The sequence below is a fragment of the Flavobacterium hercynium genome (assembly GCF_002217285.1).
GTDB classification, from domain to species: domain Bacteria; phylum Bacteroidota; class Bacteroidia; order Flavobacteriales; family Flavobacteriaceae; genus Flavobacterium; species Flavobacterium hercynium.
Window position 1 is genome coordinate 125,656 of the sequence record NZ_MUGW01000029.1, and the last position, 17,495, is coordinate 143,150.

The window sequence follows — 17,495 nt, forward strand, 5'->3', positions numbered from 1 at the left end:
TTAAAAACAAAAAACAGAAAGATAAATTGGTAAGATATTTACATTCTGAGATATTTAATTGTTAAGCAATGGCATATGCTACTTCCTCTTTTTGACTGCTTAACAATAATGATATCATTTTGTTCCACTTCAATTTATTAGAATTAAATGAAAAGAGCTAACCAAAACACTATAGTCAACAAAATAAATTGCACCAAAATGACATATCCTAAAAGTACACTACAAGAGCTTTTTGCAAGTCAGGCTGAAATCTATCCTAATTCAATAGCAGTTGAATTTAAAGAAGAACAGCTCACTTATGCAGCATTGGCAAAAATGACCCATCAAATGGCCCATTATTTTTTAGCTCAAGGTGTGTCTCCCGGGCAAATTGTTGCGGTGTCTATGGATCGAAGTCCTGCGTTAATTGCAGCCCTTCTTGCCATTTTAGAATGTGGTGCTGCTTATTTACCGTTAGATCCTCAATTTCCTGCAGCACGTTTAGCCTTTATGCTTGCCGATTCGGAAGCTAGTTTTTTACTGACTACACAATCCTTTGCCGCTTCACTACCTCATCATTCTAATACGTTATTGATTGAAGAAGTAATAACTTCAATGGAGGAATTTTCTACGACACCACTTTCTGTTTCTGTTGCTCACGAAGCAGTCGCATATATAATGTATACATCCGGCTCTACGGGAAATCCAAAGGGCGTAACGATTACCCATAAAAATTTAATAAACTTTCTGTATAGCATGGCTATCATTCCAGGTATCACCGCAGAAGATAGATTATTGTCTATTACTACCATTTCCTTTGATATTGCAGGTTTAGAATTATTTTTACCACTACTTAATGGTGCCACGGTGGTTTTTGCTGATTATGAAACTACACGTGATGGTCAGCTTTTGCTTCAGCTTTTACAACAAAAAGAAATCACTATACTACAAGCGACACCAACTACATGGCAAGTATTACTCGATTCCGGCTGGGAAAACCCTCTGTCTCTAAAAGCACTTTGTGGCGGCGAACCTTTGTCTTTGAACCTTGCGCAACAGCTTCTGTCAAGATGTGATACACTCTGGAATATGTATGGTCCTACAGAAACTACGATTTGGTCTGCTATAAAACAAATTCAGGCTACTGATGCCATAATCACCATTGGAAAACCTATTGCCAATACGTCAATTTATATACTAGATGATCAGAGACAAATTGTTGCACCCGGCACCATTGGTGAGATCGTAATAGGTGGCGATGGCGTTGCTCAGGGGTATTGGAAACGTCCGGAACTTACTGCTGAAAAATTTATTTCAGATTCCTTTTCGACAACATCACAAGAGATTTTTTATCGCACCGGTGACTTGGGCAAAGTATTACCAAATGGCGACTTTCAGTGTTTAGGCCGCATAGACGATCAGGTAAAAATCAGAGGACACCGCATCGAATTGGGTGAAATAGAAACTGCCTTAAATAGTCTTCCCAACGTAAAAAGAGCTTCTGTAATCGTTAGTCATTATTTTGGAAATGAAGACAAACTTGTGGCTTATATACAATCCGGCGATCAGTTTCAAGATGAAAAATTGCTTAGGAATGCTCTTTCTAAAATTTTACCGGAAATACTATTACCCTTTAAATACATTTGGATCGATACCTTTCCGATTACTCCAAACGGAAAAATTGATAAAAAAAACTTACCAACTCCAGAATATAACAGACCCATTTCTGCACCACTTTTTAGAAAACCTAATACGCCATTAGAAAAAGATATTGCAAAAATCTGGAGTGAAACTTTACAAATAACAAGTATTGGTACCGATGATAATTTTTTTGATATGGGAGGAAGCTCTATTCTTGCGCAAAAAGTAAGTTCATTAATCGGAAAACGTTTATTGCTGACATTACCGGTATCAAAAATTTATATTTACCCTACCATTCGTGAACTTGCCTCTCTTTTAGGAGAGAAAGAAAACAAGGAGGATTTGTTTGAATTTAAAACAAAAAAGGAACAAACAACAGCTGGAGACATCGCGATAATTGGTATGGCAGGAAGATTTCCCGGTGCTGATTCGCTGGAAGAACTATGGGAAAATCTAAAAGAAGGAAAAGAAACTATCTCTCATTTTTCCAAAGAGGAATTAGACGGCAGTTTACCCGAAAGCCTGCGCAAAGATCCGCTATATATAGGTGCAAGAGGAGTTTTAAGTTCTGCCAAAACATTCGATGCCAATTTCTTCGGATTAAATCCACAGCTTGCGGCCGCAATGGATCCTCAAATCCGGATATTTTTAGAAATTTCATTTGAAGCTTTAGAGCAATCAGGACATCTGCCTAAACACTACAACAGCAGTATTGGCGTATATTCCGGTAGTGAAATCAATACGTATTATGAAAATAATATATTCAACAACAAAGAACTAAAAAGCGCTGTAGGTGAACTGCAAATTTATACTGTAAATGGTAAAGATTTTATTGCTCCCCGCACCTCGTATCACTTAAATTTAAAAGGACCTTCTGTTAGTGTGCATTCCGCCTGCTCTACTTCATTATTAGCAGTTGCAGAAGCTGTAAAAGCAATAAGAACCGGTATGTGCGACGTAGCGCTTGCGGGAGGATCTAGTGTTACAGCACCCATAAACAGTGGTCATCTGTACGATGAAGGATTTATCAAAAGTCCGGACGGATCGACCCGTTCTTTTGAAGCTTCCGGACAAGGAACCGTTTTTAGTGACGGTGCCGGTGTCGTTTTGCTGAAAAAACTGGAAGAAGCTCAAAAAAACGGTGATATCATATATGGTGTAATCAAGGGAGTTGGTGTTAACAATGACGGCGGAGAAAAAGGCAGTTTTATGGCGCCAAGTGCCAAAGGTCAGGCGGGTGCAATAAGTAACGCTTTTAATGATGCTCAAATTCATCCTTCGACAATTAGTTATCTGGAAGCGCATGGTACCGCAACACCCATTGGTGATCCCATAGAAATAGAAGGACTCAAAATGGCGTACGGCAAACAGGAAAAAAACAATTATTGTGCCTTGGGATCAATAAAAAGCAATATGGGACATACAACAGCTGCGGCAGGTGTTGCAGGTTTAATTAAAACCGTATTGTCTATGCGCCATAAACAAATTCCGCCAATGGTAAATTTCAACACTCCAAATCCAACTATAGATTTTGAAAATAGCCCATTTTACATCAACAACAAATTAATTGACTGGGATACAGATACCGTGCGAAGAGCCGGTGTGAGTTCTTTTGGTATTGGCAGTACCAATGTTCATGTTATTGTCGAAGAATATGAAATGGAATCTCAGCCCGTTTCTAAAGAAAGACCGCTTCAATTATTGATATGGTCTGCGAAAAGTCAAAATAGTGTATTGGGCTATGAAAAAGCATTGGGTAATTTTATAGATACTTCAAAAGGTACTTCATTAGCGGATATAGCCTATTCGCTGCATATTACGAGAGACGATTTTAATCACAGAAGTTTTTTAACCGCAAAATCTACAGCCGAAGCGGCTGAAAAATTAATTGCTCTAAATGGAAAAAGTAGCAAATCTGCCCTGCTAAGGCGTGAATCCAGCGAAATAGGATTTCTATTTCCCGGTCAGGGAGCCCAATATTTGCAAATGGGTAAAACACTCTACGATAACGAAAAAGTTTACCGTGATGCAGTAAATGAATGTGCTGAATTATTACTGGACAATTTAAAATTAGACATTCGTCAGATACTATATCCTGAAAATAATTCGGTTAATGCCGAAGAACGCCTTAAAAATACTCGTTTTACACAACCTGCTCTGTTTGTTACAGAATATGCTTTGTCGCAATTATGGATGAGCTGGGGAATAAAACCAACTTTTCTTTGCGGTCATAGCATTGGTGAATTTACAGCCGCACACTTAGCCGGAATTATAAATCTGGAAGATGCCTTACATATTGTTACTGTGAGAGGACAATTGATAAGCGAACTGCCCGGCGGATCTATGCTTGCCGTACGAGTACCTGAAGCAAAACTCTATGAATTACTTCCGGACACACTTTCTGTGGCTGCCATAAATTCAAATCAGTTTTGTGTTGTTTCAGGCATAAAAGAAGATATCGATGCTTTTATTCACAAACTCGATGCCCAGGAAATCCCAAATAAAATATTGCTCACCAGTCATGCTTTTCATTCTTTTATGATGGATCCTATTTTAGATTCTTTCAAAAATGAATTAGAAAAAATTAAACTAAACATTCCCCGATTGCCTATTATTTCAACCGTAACCGGAAAATGGATTACAGACACAGAAGCTACTAATCCAATGTATTGGGTAAATCATTTAAAAAACACAGTACGCTTTGCTGATGCAATGGACACAGCATTTGAATTGGATGATGCTGTTCTGCTGGAAGTCGGGCCGGGTACTACGCTGACTACATTGGCACGCCAACAAGCTGCAGGTAAAATTATATCAGCTTTTCCCAGTATCACTTTTTCTAAAGAAGAACGGGAAAATGAATATACCACATTACTAAATAGCTTAGGCGAATTATGGCTTAGAGGTATCAATCTTGATTGGAAAGTTTTTTATGACCAGCAAAACAGACAAAAAATCGATCTGCCGGGTTATATCTTTGATCGTAAACCTTGTTGGATTGAGCCTTTAAATAGTTTTGAAACAACCTTTACCCAAAAAACTGCAGTTTCAGATGTACCTTTAATTTTAAATGAAACTGCTCCTGATATTGCTGCAAAAGATTCTAAAAAAGACGCAACACTTTTTAAAATTTCAGAGATTATCAAAAACGCCTCTGGAATAATTTATGAAGCTGATGCAGCTTCGTATACATTCTTAGAACTAGGTTTAGATTCCTTATCGCTAACGCAATTATCAGGAAAACTCAAAGTAGAATTTGATTTACCCATTACGTTCAGACAGCTCAACGAAGGCTGTAAAACACCATTGCTTCTAGCTGAATATATAGAATTTCATCTTCCTGAAGAACATTCTACTGCTATTCCTGAAACTGAAATACTTGCAGAACAAACACCTCCTTTTGAGACTTTAAAGAATATTCAATTATCATCAAATGAAAGTCAAACTACATTGGATACTATTGTAAAGCAAATGCAGCTTTTGGTAGAAAAAGTAGAACAATTGCAACATTATTCACAAACTTCCAGAAATCGAAATCCTTTTACAGTAAGCTCAAAAACAGCGCTTTTACCTTCAATTCCATTCGATACTGAAAATACAATTGACACAAAAATATCAACCAAATCAGAAGCAGCTGTCGATCCTTTACAAGTCGCTGTTCCGGAACCAGCAAAGAACATTAAAGTGCTCAATAAATATATGGCAATGGCCAATGAACCTCTTGTAAAAAACAGCAAATTAGGGCGTGATGAAAACGGAAATCCGGCCTGGTTTATTGAAGATGTTGCCCAAAAAGGAAAATTTGCAAAGATCAAATTACTGGAATTAAGTAAACCTGATTAACACCTACTAAAAACAATACTTTAAAACGTTACAATTTCATTTAAAAATTAACATTATGATAGTAGTGAAGAATCAACCTGAAATACAAACTGACAGTAAAATTGAATTCAATCCGTTTTTACCTGAAATCGAGCGGGTAATCTGTACAACAAATTCGCAACAGGAAATATGGAGCGATTGTGCTTTTGGAAGCAGTGATGCCAGTAAAGCCTATAACTTATCCGTTTCACTTCGATTTCAGGGTAATTTACTCATCGATGTATTCGAACAGGCTGTAAAAACGGTAATAGAGCGTCACGAAAGTTTGAGGGCCGTTTTGAGTCCGGACGGGCACTTTATGATCATTTTTGATACTATTGATTTCGAAATTACGCATAATGATGTTTCTAAACACTCTACTATTAAAAAAGAAGTCGCTTTACAAACCCGGATTAAAGAAGAAGTAAATACCCTTTTTGATCTTATCAATGGACCTTTATTTAGGGTAAATGTCATTAAAATTGATGATTTTGAATATATGGTAACCCTAACGATGCATCATATTATTGGTGACGGACTGAGTTTTGATATTTTATTAGAAGAACTTGGTGTACTTTATTCGGCTTATATTGAAGAGATTGAGCCGGAACTACCCGCTCCCGAACGTTTCAGTGAATTTGCCCAAAAAACAAATTCATTTATGGAAAGTACAGCATACAAGAGTTTACAGGATTTCTGGCTGAATCTTTATAAAGAATCTGCTCCAGTAATTGAATTACCATTAGATTACAATAGACCCTCTTTACGAACCTACAAAAGTGATCGTCTTGATTTTCCGGTAGACAATGAACTTATAAATGCGCTCCGGAAAATTGGACTAAGTGCCAATTGTAGTTTGGTGACAACGCTGCTGGCTGTTTTTGAAGTTTTTTTATGCAAACTTACGGATCAAAACGACTTGGTTGTAGGATTTCCTTCTTCCGGAAATACGTTGTACAACATGCGGCAACTGATTGGCGACTGTGCCAACCTGCTTCCGCTTCGCAGTAAAATTAATCCTAAAATTAACTTTGTTGCCTATTTAGAACAACGAAATTCTGAATTACTGGATGCATACGAACATCAGCACGTTAGCTTTGGTCATCTTCTGAAGCATTTTGCAGTTGTCAGAGATCCTTCGAGAATTCCTCTGGTTCCTATTATATTAACCGTCGATTTGAATCGCACTATCGAAAATGAGTTTTCATTTACAGGTCTTTCTCATGAATTAAAAATTAACCCAAGACAATACGGAACTTTTGAAATTCAACTACATCTGTTTAGATCCAAAAACGGACCAGTCTTTCAATGGACTTATAACACGACTTTATTCAAGCCGGAAACGATCAAACAAATGATGCTTTCGCTGGAAGAAATAATGCATCAACTCATTACCAATGTCAATAAGCCGTTATCCGATTTACTTGGAGGAAACTATTTAGCAGATTACCACACGCTCAACAATACCGAAATGGCGTTTCCTAATGCGACTTTAAACAAATTATTCAGAAAACAAGCAGAATCTACACCTCTAACTATAGCCTTAGAATTTTATGATTTAAAAATTACTTATATAGAATTAGACGAAAAAGTGAACCAATTGGCTCATTATTTAAAAGCGCAAGGAATTCAATCCGGTGATTTTATAGCTGTTTCTTTGTCCCGCAGTCCGGAGTTGCTCTATACCTTGTTGGCGATTATGCAATGCGGTGCTGCTTACATTCCGTTAGATCCTGAGTATCCAAAAGAACGCTTAGAATTTATGCTTACTGATTCCGGTGCAAAAGCACTACTAACCAGTAAAACTTTATTTGCATTTTTACCCTCGTGGACAAATACTATTTTTATTGAAGATGCTGTCGATTCTTTAAACCAATATTCTACATTACCGCTTCCTTATATTCCAAGCGCTGATAATGTAGCGTATGTGCTCTACACATCAGGATCAACGGGTAATCCAAAAGGAGTTCCTATTACACATAAAAATCTGGTCAACTTACTTTTAAGTATGGCTTTAAAACCCGGCATTGCTAAAACCGACAGGGTGCTTTCGATCACTACGATTTCTTTTGATATTGCAGGTCTGGAATTGTATTTACCACTTATTAAAGGAGCAACATTAATAATAGCTGATGAGGAAACCGCCAGAGACGGACGCCTATTGCTGGAATTGCTGAAAAAAGAAAATATCAATTTCCTGCAGGCTACTCCAACGACCTGGTCAATGTTATTAGATTCCGGCTGGTCAGAAAAATTACCGCTAAAAGCATTATGTGGTGGCGAAGCATTGCCGGAAGATCTTGCCAGAGAACTCATAAGTAAATGTTCTAGTGTTTGGAATCTATATGGCCCAACTGAAACTACGATTTGGTCGTCTGTAAAACAAATAAAAGCTAACGATTCACTGATAACTATTGGTAAGCCAATTGCCAATACTCAATTTTATATCATTGATGAAGAAGGACAACTTATAGCTCCGGGAAGGGTTGGCGAAATCGTAATTGGCGGTAATGGTGTTGCAAAAGGTTACTGGAACAGACCCGAACTTACCGCTGAAAAATTCATTATAAATAGATTTTCTACTGCTAAAAAAGATATTCTTTACCGCACAGGCGATTTAGGCAGACTTCTTAAAACCAATGAAATAGAATGTCTGGGGCGTTTGGATCAACAGGTTAAAATTAGAGGTCACCGCATTGAACCCGGTGAAGTTGAACAGGCATTGCTGATGCTTGACGGCATAAAATACGCTGTTGTACTTGCCAATACGAATTTTCTTGTCGCGCATATTGTACCCGATTGTAGTCTCGAAGATGCAGAAGATCTGATACCGCAGTGGCGCGAAAATCTGGGACTCAAATTACCTGTACAACTAATTCCGCATGATTTTAATGTAATAAGTAAAATCCCCACAACTCTAAACGGCAAAATAGACCGTAAAGCATTATCTGAATATACAATCAATGAAAAGCTCGAATATACAGCCCCACGAACAGAAGAAGAAAATATAGTAGCTGCTATCTGGAAAGAATGTTTAAATATTGAAAACATTGATATTTTTAGTAATTTCTTCGAAATGGGCGGACATTCTATCAAGGGCGTAAAAGTCATGATTGAAATAGAAAAACATACCGGCAAACGAATTCCGCTTTCTACCTTGTTTAAATACTCAACGGTAGAGAAATTTGCTAAACTATTAAACACAGGAACTGAAATTTTTTCAGATTGTTTAGTTCCCATAAAGCCTATTGGAAACAAAGTACCGCTCTTTATCGTACACGGTGCGGGACTCAATGTATTAAATTTTATGAATTTGAGTAAACACTTTGATACTGATCAGCCTATTTATGGTATTCAGGGTATAAAGCCAAAAGGTTTTGATGGCTGGTACGAGTCAATAGAAGCGATGGCAGCTTATTATATTGAAGCAATCGTAAAAGTAAATCCAAAAGGCCCCTATGCTTTGGCCGGCTTTTCTTTTGGAGGTATTGTTGCCTTTGAAATGACACGTCAGCTAAGAGAACAGGGAAAAATCGTAAGTCTAACAGCCTTACTGGATTCCTATGTTGATTCTTCTTATTATTATGGTACTTACAGACGAAAACAATTAGTAAGATATTTTGATATCACACATAGAAGACTCGATTTTCTGAAAGAAATGTTATTGAGCTGGAAAGCTTTTAAAATGCGTATTAATGGTAAAAAAGAATATATCTTGAAAAGGTATTTTGCTAAAAACAATACTATAACTGAGGAAGAAGCATTGGTATTAAAGCAATTTGTAGAAGCTGATGCTCTGGTCAGAAAAATTGTTGACCGCTATCACCTTAAACCGCAAAACTTCCAATTAGATTTATTTCGATCCAGAGATGACATTAACTATAAATTAGATCCCACTCATTTAGGTTGGAAAAAAGCCACACTAAAGGGTGTGACTATTCATAATATTTCCGGTACTCATCTCGACATTGTGGCACCGCCAAATGACAAGATATTAGCGCGATTAATTCAAGATATCCTAGATGAAAAACATGAAAATATCTAAACTCTTTATTTCTTTTTCCAATATCAAGAGGATTTCACAATTTGCTGGTAACGAATATGTATTAAATACTAATGACATTATCATTTATAGTGTATACATTCCCCATTTTATGGACTTAAAATCTGATTTGTACCTATTTCTTAATTCTATTGAAATAAAAAAAGTAAAACGTTTTTACAAAGAAATAGACAGAAACAGGTTCATTATACACCGATCTGTTTTAAAAGTTATTTTAGGAGCTTACACAAAATTAAAGGTAAAAAATATCCTTCTTGATTATGACTTCAATAAAAAACCTTATTTAGTTTCGCATCCCTGGCTGCATTTCAATATTTCACATTCTGAAAACTTTGCTGCTATTGCCATATCACGCAAAAAAGTGGGTATTGATATCGAACATCTTTCTGAAGATTTTAAATTCAGCGACCTTCTTCCAGATGTATTTGAAGACGATCAAAGGTTAATCATTCAAAATGCCACAGATAAAAAAAACGCTTTTTATACTTTATGGACACGCAAAGAAGCCTTTGTTAAGGCACTAGGAAAAGGTATTGACAAGGATTTTAAATGTATTCCCTGTACAGATGGACAGCATACTGTAGATTTTAAACTTATAAAAAATACTCAAAACTGGCAGGTACGCAGTTTTGATCTTGATGAGCACTATTTAGGCGCCATAGCATTTGAGGGTTTACCCTCAAATGCTACTAACCTCGAATTGCATATTATCCCTAATAATATGAAAGATTTACTGAAAATAATTCCCAAAAAAGTGTAGACCTAAATACTATTCTTCTGCAGGCAAAAGCTGTGATTCCATAAATTTTCCGGTTACAATTGTACCTTCTTCATCTTCCCATTGTGTAATTACATTTTCTATTAAATCGGGTTCAAAATCAATAATTTTCATTACCTGAGTTCCGAATTCCTGCTGTACTTGCTGACCAATTGTAAACATAACTTTATACTTATTCGTTATTTATTAAAATTCATTTCTATAATTAAACACCAATATTAGGGCAACCATAAAGGATTCTTGAAGTGGCATTTTTGTACACTAAAAGTAATTGGATCTGTATCAGATTATTTACATCATTATCCACTTTTATTATATTATTAATTGTTTTTTTATAGTAAAAAAACAAACTTAACAAACTAAAAAACAGGTAATTACAAAATACTGGCAATTGTATAATTCACGAACTGAATCGTATAACTCCAACGCTCTAAGTAAGACTACATTTGACCACCCTGATTATTGTATGAGGTTTTAACTTCCATTGCCCCAACAAGCAAAGTTTTAAAGGAACTTCTATTTCAGGTTTTTTTTTATAACTATTAATAACTACACATTATGGAAAATTTGCAGGATGAAAAACAGAGAGATCTGTCTATCAACAAATCTGACGGCACCAATAAGTTTTTAACAACGGATCAGGGTGTCAGAATTAATGATGATAATAATTCTCTAAAGGCAGGTGAAAGAGGTCCGTCATTATTAGAGGATTTTATACTAAGAGAAAAAATTACACATTTTGACCACGAAAGAATCCCGGAAAGAATTGTGCACGCAAGAGGTTCAGGAGCTCATGGTTTTTTTGAAGTAACAAACCCAATTCCGGAATTAACCAAAGCCGGTTTTCTACAGGAGTCAGGACTTAAAACTCCAGTTTTTACACGATTCTCAACTGTAGCAGGATCACGTGGATCTACAGATTTAGCACGCGATGTGCGTGGCTTTTCGGTAAAATTCTACACGCAGGAAGGTATCTATGATCTGGTAGGAAATAATGTTCCGGTCTTTTTTATTCAGGATGCGGCTAAGTTTCCGGATCTCATTCATGCGGTTAAACCTGAACCTCATAATGAAATTCCTCAGGCCGCATCAGCACATGATACCTTTTGGGATTTTATTTCTTTAATGCCGGAATCGATGCACATGATTATGTGGGTAATGTCTGATCGCGCGATTCCCAGAAGTTATCGTATGATGGAAGGATTTGGTGTTCATACTTTTAGATTAATTAATGAAGCAGGAGAATCTTCTTTTGTAAAATTTCACTGGAAACCTAAATTAGGAACACATGCTGTGGCTTGGGATGAAGCTCAAAAAATTTCAGGAAAAAACCCTGACTTTCACAGACAAGATCTTTGGGAAGCCATTGAAAATGGAAATTTTCCGGAATGGGAATTGGGAGTACAAATTATTCCGTCAGAAGATGAGGAAAAATACGAATTTGATTTGCTGGATCCCACAAAACTGGTTCCGGAAGAACTTGTTCCGGTAACTATTGTTGGCCGAATGGTTTTGAATAAAAATCCGGATAATTTCTTTGCAGAAACAGAACAAATTGCATTTCATCCCGGACATGTTGTTCCCGGGATCGATTTTTCTAATGATCCCCTTTTACAAGGACGTTTGTTCTCGTATACTGATACGCAATTATCAAGATTAGGAAGTCCAAATTTTCACGAAATTCCAATTAACCGCAGTATTGCTCCCGTACATAACAATCAGCGTGACGGACACATGCGTCAGGAAATCAACAAAGGTCGTGTAAGTTATCATCCTAATTCGCTTGGAGGCGGCTGTCCCTATCAGGCTAAAATAGCTGAAGGCGGATTCTCAAGTTTTGAAGAACGCGTAGATGCTCATAAAGTACGAGGCAGAAGCGAAAGTTTTGCGGATCACTTCGGACAGGCTAAATTGTTTTTTAACAGTCAGACCGAAACAGAAAAAAGTCATATTGTCAAAGCTTTGCGTTTTGAACTTGGAAAGGTTGACACTGCTGCAATCCGACTTAGAATGCTTGGCTTATTGTCTCAGGTGGAACAGGATCTGGCTGAAAAAGTAGCGATTGGTTTGGGAATGACGGTGCCGACAGTTTTAGAAACTCCTATCAATCATGGTGTTTCTCCGGAAAACGAAAATGGCAATCAGGAACCTAAAACAGTTGAATCATCCGTGTCTTCATCAGATGCTTTGACGATGCTAAACAATCCTACCAACTCGCCTACTATTGCCTCCCGAAAAGTCGCCATCTTAGCGGCTGACGGAGTTTCTGAAAATGCGGTCGCCAATATTAAAAATGCTTTATTGAAGGAAGATGCAAAAGGTTTTATTATCGCTCCGAATTTAGGAACAATCCTTACCGATGCCGATGGTGAACTGCATGTCGATTTTAGTTTTTTAACGGCATCTTCCGTATTATTTGATGCTGTATATGTACCTGACGGATTAGGAATAAGTATTCTTGCTGAAAGCGATGATGTAAATGAATTTTTAAACGATGCCTATAAACACTGCAAAGTGATTGGTGTAGATGGAGCCGCTTCTGCCCTATTAGACACAGCACCTTTTGCATCAAAAATCACCAATGATGATCAGGGTCTAATTGTAGAAAGTGAAGTATCAAGCGAAAGTTTTGCTACAGCATTTATCGCTGCTATGGGCAAACACAGATTCTGGGATCGCGAACCCAACCTATACAATTAATTTTTAAATATAATTTTTATGAAAAATTCAGAAAAACCAAACGATATAAAAGCTTCTGTTAGTAAAGAAGCTGTAGTTCAGCCCGTTGATGGTGCTGCTAAAGAATTAAAAGAATTATTTATTGACAGTCTTAAAGACATTTACTGGGCCGAAAATGCCTTGGTAAGTGCTTTGCCAAAAATGGTTGCTAATGCTACTTCTCCTGCTCTGGCTTCGGCTATTAAAGAACATCTTGACGTAACAAAAAATCAGGTAGCGCGTTTAGAAAAAGTTTTTAATCTTTTGGGAGAAAATGCAGAAGGTAAAAAGTGCGAAGCCATGACCGGACTTCTAAAAGAAGGAGACAGCATTGTGGAAGAAACAGAACCCGGAGCTGTTCGTGATGCCGGAATTATTGCGGCATCCCAAAAAATTGAGCACTATGAAATTGCAACTTACGGAACGCTTGTGGCTTTTGCCAAAACGCTGGGTGAAAATGATGCGGCAAAATTATTAACACAGACGCTTGCTGAAGAAAAAGAAGCGGACTGTTTACTAAATGATATTGCGCTAAACGCTGTAAATATTGTAGCAGCTGTATAATGATTTTCATTTGAAAATAATAAAGTCCTAAATACGTGAATCTATTAGCGTATTTAGGACTTTATATTAAAACTACTTATTGCTCTGGACAGAATACAACTTTAGCAGAGCATGTTACTTATTTATTTTCATTTTGCTTACGAATTAAAATCATGTTTATGGACTTTTACACGCTACTTCAAATTTTAATATACTCTATTATAGCAACTTCTGCAATGACTCTTTTTAGTTATGCTGTATCAACAAGTGCCAGAGAAGTTTACAAAGAACCTGTATTGCTTGCCTATATACTAAGTTCATTTCATCTGGAAGCAACAAAAAATCTAAAAATTATTTTAGGCTGGGTATTACACTTTTTAATAGGTTTTGGATTTGTTATTGGCTATCATTTTTTATGGTTTCATGAATTATTGGAGATCTCCTGGTCTGCCAGTTTTTTGCTGGGCGTAATCAGTGGTATCATAGGAATCATTGGCTGGATCATCTTATTTAAAATAATTCCTAAAAAGCCTAATATAGATTTCATTGGCTATTATTTACAGCTTTTTGTTGCCCATATTATATTTTCAATTACCGCATTTTTGATCTACAAATTATTTCTTTAGTTTCATTACATACTAAAACTTTAATACATAAAAAAACACCTGCAAATTAGTCTTGCAGATGTTTAATTAAATGATTGCTTTTAATAGTTTGTATCGGTTAAATCAGAACTCTAAACGTTACTGTTATTTTTCTTCTTCAACAGCATCAAAATTGATGGTATTGTAAGCTGCTTCCGTCAAGGTAATGTCAGCTTCTTTTTCTTCGTTCAGCGTTTGAACTAAAAGAGAAACCGCTTCGTCTTCACCCAATGTTTTTGCAAAAGCTGCAAGTGTTCCGTAGGTAGCAATCTCATAATGTTCAATCTTTTGCGACGCAGCAATAATTCCGGCATCACGAACTGCTCCAAGTTCCGTTTCTTCCATAATTCCTTCTCCCTCTTTGATCAAACCTTCCATAGCATCACATTTTTTTGCAGCTGCTTTTTCTCCAACTGATGCAAAAACTTCTTCTAATCTGGTAACCTGATTTTTTGTTACTTCAAGATGGTCATTTATGGCATCAATAAGATTTTGTGACGTAGCATTTTTAGCCATTTTTGGCAATGCTTTCGTCAGCGCTTTCTCTGCCCAGTAAATATCTTTTAAGGAATCTACAAATAAGGCTCTCAATCCATCTGCTGCAGATGATTTAGCTTTTAGCGGTGCTTTAGAAGCTGGTGTTTTAGCCGCAGTCGTTTTTGACTTAGAAGTGCTTGATGATGATTTTGCAGCGGTTTCTTTTTTTGCCGCTGTCTTTGTATTTGAATTTTTCATAATAAATAGTTCTTTAATAATTGTGTAGTCAAATGTAGACCGAGAATGAAGCACTCTGCTTATACAATTACCTCTCATTGTTGTAATATTCAAATATCTGATAATCAGATAATAAAATCCTTTAATTGTATAACAAAGCCGTCTAATTGTATAATTTACGTTCTGGATTAAGAGGTACATTTGAGTCAGTAAAAATTTACAAAATCCAGTAAATTAATTGCACTCAATAATCACTTCAAACACAAATTTCCATGCAGACAAATTTACACGGGTCTAAAGTAAGATCTGCAGAAACTCCTGTTTCTGCTCCAAAAAACCAACCACCACAAAGCTATGATATGATTGTATTTTGTCATTTAAGATGGCAGTTTGTTTATCAGCGTCCGCAGCATCTGATCAGCCGAATGTCTCAAAACATGAAAGTATTATTAATAGAAGAACCAATAGGTTATGAAGAACAACAGGAAAACACAGCTCAACTTCTTGTTATTTCTGACACTTTACACATTTTGCAGCCACGTGTGAAAGACATCGAGTCTATTGCTGCACTATTGCCACATTATATTACAAATAAAGAAGCATCGATTGGATGGTTTTATTCTGCTTCCTTTACTCCGCTTTTAGATTTATTCAAATTTGAAACTATCGTATATGATTGTATGGATGAATTAACGCTGTTTAAGGGCGCTCCCGAACACTTAATTCATCAGGAAAAATATTTAATTGCCAATGCCGATATTGTTTTTACAGGTGGGAAATCTTTGTACGAATCCAAAAAGCAAGATCATTCTAATGTTTACTGTTTTCCGAGTTCTGTCGATGAATCTCATTTTGCACAGGCTTTAAACGGAATTGAAATTCCTGCAGATATTGCCAATCTTCAAGCTCCTGTAGTAGGCTATTTTGGCGTAATTGATGAACGAATTGATTTAAAATTACTGCATGAAACAGCTTTAAAACTACCCAAAGTATATTTTGTAATGATTGGTCCTCTGGCGAAAATCGACGAAAGCGATCTTCCGAAAGAAGAAAACATTCATTATCTGGGAATGAAATCTTATACTGAACTGCCTCATTATCTAAAAGGTTTTGATATTGCTATGATGCCATTTGCTATAAACGATGCAACAAAGTTTATCAGTCCAACAAAAACGCTGGAATATATGGCGGCAGGAAAACCCATTATTTCAACAAAAATTAAAGATGTAGTTCGGGATTACAGTAACTGTGTAAAACTTGTTGAAACTGCTGACGAATTTTGCGATGCCATTACTTTGTTATTCGATAAAAGATCTGCTTCCTCTACAGCTGGAAAATATACTGATATTCTAAAAAATACTTCGTGGGACGCTACTGCAAATAAGATGTTATCCATAATTAAAGAATTTTCAAAATGAAACAAATAGATATTTTAATTATTGGCGCCGGAATCTCCGGATCAGTATTAGCAGAACGATATGCCTCAATAGGCAAAAAAGTACTCATCATTGAAAAACGAAATCATATCGCAGGAAACTGTTACGATTTTATTGATGAAAATAACATACTTGTCTCAAAATATGGCGCACATTTGTTTCATACTAATGAAGAAGCGGTCTGGAAATATGTAAATCAGTTTTCAGAATGGTATCCGTGGGAACATAAAGTTATGGCAAGAGTTGATGATAAAATGGTTCCGATTCCTGTAAACATTACAACTGTAAACGAATTATTCTCAACCAATATTACTTCTGAACAGGAAATGAAAAACTGGCTGGAAGAAAACCGCATTCCTTTTGAAAATCCGGCTAATGGTGAAGAAGCAGTGTTAAACCGGGTTGGAAATGTATTATATGAAAAAATGTTCAAGCATTATACAAAAAAACAATGGGATAAATACCCGGCCGAATTAGATGCTTCTGTACTGAATCGTATTCCAGTGCGCTACAATTATGATGACCGTTATTTTTCAGATACTTTTCAGGCTTTGCCAAAGGGAGGATATACGCAGTTATTTGAAAATATTGTCAAGAACCCTAACATCGAAATTTTACTCGAAACAGATTACTTTGATGTTAAAGAAGAATATACAGGATATGAAAAATTATTTTATACAGGTCCTGTAGACCGCTTTTTTGATTTTAAACATAGCCTGACGGAAAAACTGGAATACCGATCTATCAATTTTGTTAGTGATACTATTGATGCTCCCTTTTTTCAGGAAAACTCAGTAATAAATTATCCTGGCACCGAAGTCGATTTTACCCGAATAATTGAATACAAACATTTTGGTAATCAAAAATCAGATAAAACTACTATTGTGCGGGAATTCACCGTTGATGAAGGCGAACCTTACTATCCGGTTCCTAATCCGCGAAACGAAGAAATTTATAAAAAATACAAAGCTGAAGCCGAAAAATTACTGGATGTTCATTTTGTAGGCAGACTGGCGAATTACAAATATTTCAATATGGATCAGGCTTTTAAAAATGCCTTAGATTTATTTGATTCTTTGGAAAAGAATGCTACCATAACTTATAAGACTGCAGGGTAA

10 protein-coding genes are annotated in these 17,495 nt (G+C 36.3%); 8 read left to right on the plus strand and 2 right to left on the minus strand.

Annotated features, from left to right (window positions below):
* Window positions 1-198 precede the first annotated feature (198 nt).
* The 3 genes from B0A66_RS14725 to B0A66_RS14735 are packed head-to-tail and all read left to right on the plus strand — an operon-like array spanning window position 199 to window position 10,304.
* Window positions 199-5,463 (plus strand): polyketide synthase, encoded by a 5,265-nt coding sequence (locus tag B0A66_RS14725; RefSeq protein WP_165766622.1) that lies wholly within the window; start codon window positions 199-201, stop codon window positions 5,461-5,463.
* Window positions 5,464-5,518: 55 nt separating this feature from the next.
* Window positions 5,519-9,526, plus strand: coding sequence for a non-ribosomal peptide synthetase (locus tag B0A66_RS14730; RefSeq protein WP_089050611.1), 4,008 nt, complete (start codon window positions 5,519-5,521; stop codon window positions 9,524-9,526).
* On the plus strand, window positions 9,513-10,304 hold the full coding sequence (locus B0A66_RS14735) for a 4'-phosphopantetheinyl transferase family protein (protein WP_165766623.1): 792 nt from the start codon (window positions 9,513-9,515) through the stop codon (window positions 10,302-10,304). Before B0A66_RS14730 ends, B0A66_RS14735 begins: the two co-directional genes overlap by 14 nt.
* A 9-nt stretch (window positions 10,305-10,313) precedes the next feature.
* On the opposite strand, the gene B0A66_RS22900 is transcribed toward B0A66_RS14735, so the two are convergent.
* Entirely contained in the window at window positions 10,314-10,484 is a 171-nt protein-coding gene (locus B0A66_RS22900; RefSeq protein ID WP_165766624.1) for a hypothetical protein, read from the minus strand.
* A 396-nt stretch (window positions 10,485-10,880) separates the two neighbouring features.
* Between B0A66_RS22900 and B0A66_RS14740 the strand changes: the two genes are divergently transcribed.
* From B0A66_RS14740 to B0A66_RS14750, 3 genes are all read left to right on the plus strand, one after another.
* Window positions 10,881-13,022, plus strand: coding sequence for a catalase (locus B0A66_RS14740; protein WP_089050613.1), 2,142 nt, complete (start codon window positions 10,881-10,883; stop codon window positions 13,020-13,022).
* 18 nt (window positions 13,023-13,040) lie between these two features.
* Entirely contained in the window at window positions 13,041-13,604 is a 564-nt protein-coding gene (locus tag B0A66_RS14745; protein WP_089050614.1) for a YciE/YciF ferroxidase family protein, read from the plus strand.
* 158 nt (window positions 13,605-13,762) lie between these two features.
* Window positions 13,763-14,209: a hypothetical protein gene (locus B0A66_RS14750; RefSeq protein WP_089050615.1), complete on the plus strand. Its 447-nt coding sequence runs from the start codon at window positions 13,763-13,765 to the stop codon at window positions 14,207-14,209.
* Between the two features lie 123 nt (window positions 14,210-14,332).
* Here the strand turns inward: B0A66_RS14750 and B0A66_RS14755 are convergent, their stop codons facing one another.
* Window positions 14,333-14,962: a YciE/YciF ferroxidase family protein gene (locus B0A66_RS14755; protein WP_089050616.1), complete on the minus strand. Its 630-nt coding sequence runs from the start codon at window positions 14,960-14,962 to the stop codon at window positions 14,333-14,335.
* A 251-nt stretch (window positions 14,963-15,213) separates the two neighbouring features.
* Here B0A66_RS14755 and B0A66_RS14760 point away from each other — a divergent pair, with 251 nt between their 5' ends.
* The gene (locus B0A66_RS14760; RefSeq protein WP_089050617.1) at window positions 15,214-16,359 is read left to right on the plus strand and encodes a glycosyltransferase; all 1,146 of its coding nucleotides are present in this window, start codon (window positions 15,214-15,216) and stop codon (window positions 16,357-16,359) included.
* A complete protein-coding gene (gene glf, locus B0A66_RS14765; RefSeq protein ID WP_089050618.1) occupies window positions 16,356-17,495 on the plus strand; it encodes a UDP-galactopyranose mutase in 1,140 nt (379 codons plus the stop codon). Before B0A66_RS14760 ends, glf begins: the two co-directional genes overlap by 4 nt.

Coding starts and splice junctions, on each gene's coding strand:
- B0A66_RS14725 (WP_165766622.1), top strand. CDS start 199: ATGACATATCCTAAAAGTACACTACAAGAGCTTTTTGCAAGTCAGGCT.
- B0A66_RS14730 (WP_089050611.1), top strand. CDS start 5,519: ATGATAGTAGTGAAGAATCAACCTGAAATACAAACTGACAGTAAAATT.
- B0A66_RS14735 (WP_165766623.1), top strand. CDS start 9,513: ATGAAAATATCTAAACTCTTTATTTCTTTTTCCAATATCAAGAGGATT.
- B0A66_RS22900 (WP_165766624.1), bottom strand. CDS start 10,484: ATGTTTACAATTGGTCAGCAAGTACAGCAGGAATTCGGAACTCAGGTA.
- B0A66_RS14740 (WP_089050613.1), top strand. CDS start 10,881: ATGGAAAATTTGCAGGATGAAAAACAGAGAGATCTGTCTATCAACAAA.
- B0A66_RS14745 (WP_089050614.1), top strand. CDS start 13,041: ATGAAAAATTCAGAAAAACCAAACGATATAAAAGCTTCTGTTAGTAAA.
- B0A66_RS14750 (WP_089050615.1), top strand. CDS start 13,763: ATGGACTTTTACACGCTACTTCAAATTTTAATATACTCTATTATAGCA.
- B0A66_RS14755 (WP_089050616.1), bottom strand. CDS start 14,962: ATGAAAAATTCAAATACAAAGACAGCGGCAAAAAAAGAAACCGCTGCA.
- B0A66_RS14760 (WP_089050617.1), top strand. CDS start 15,214: ATGCAGACAAATTTACACGGGTCTAAAGTAAGATCTGCAGAAACTCCT.
- glf (WP_089050618.1), top strand. CDS start 16,356: ATGAAACAAATAGATATTTTAATTATTGGCGCCGGAATCTCCGGATCA.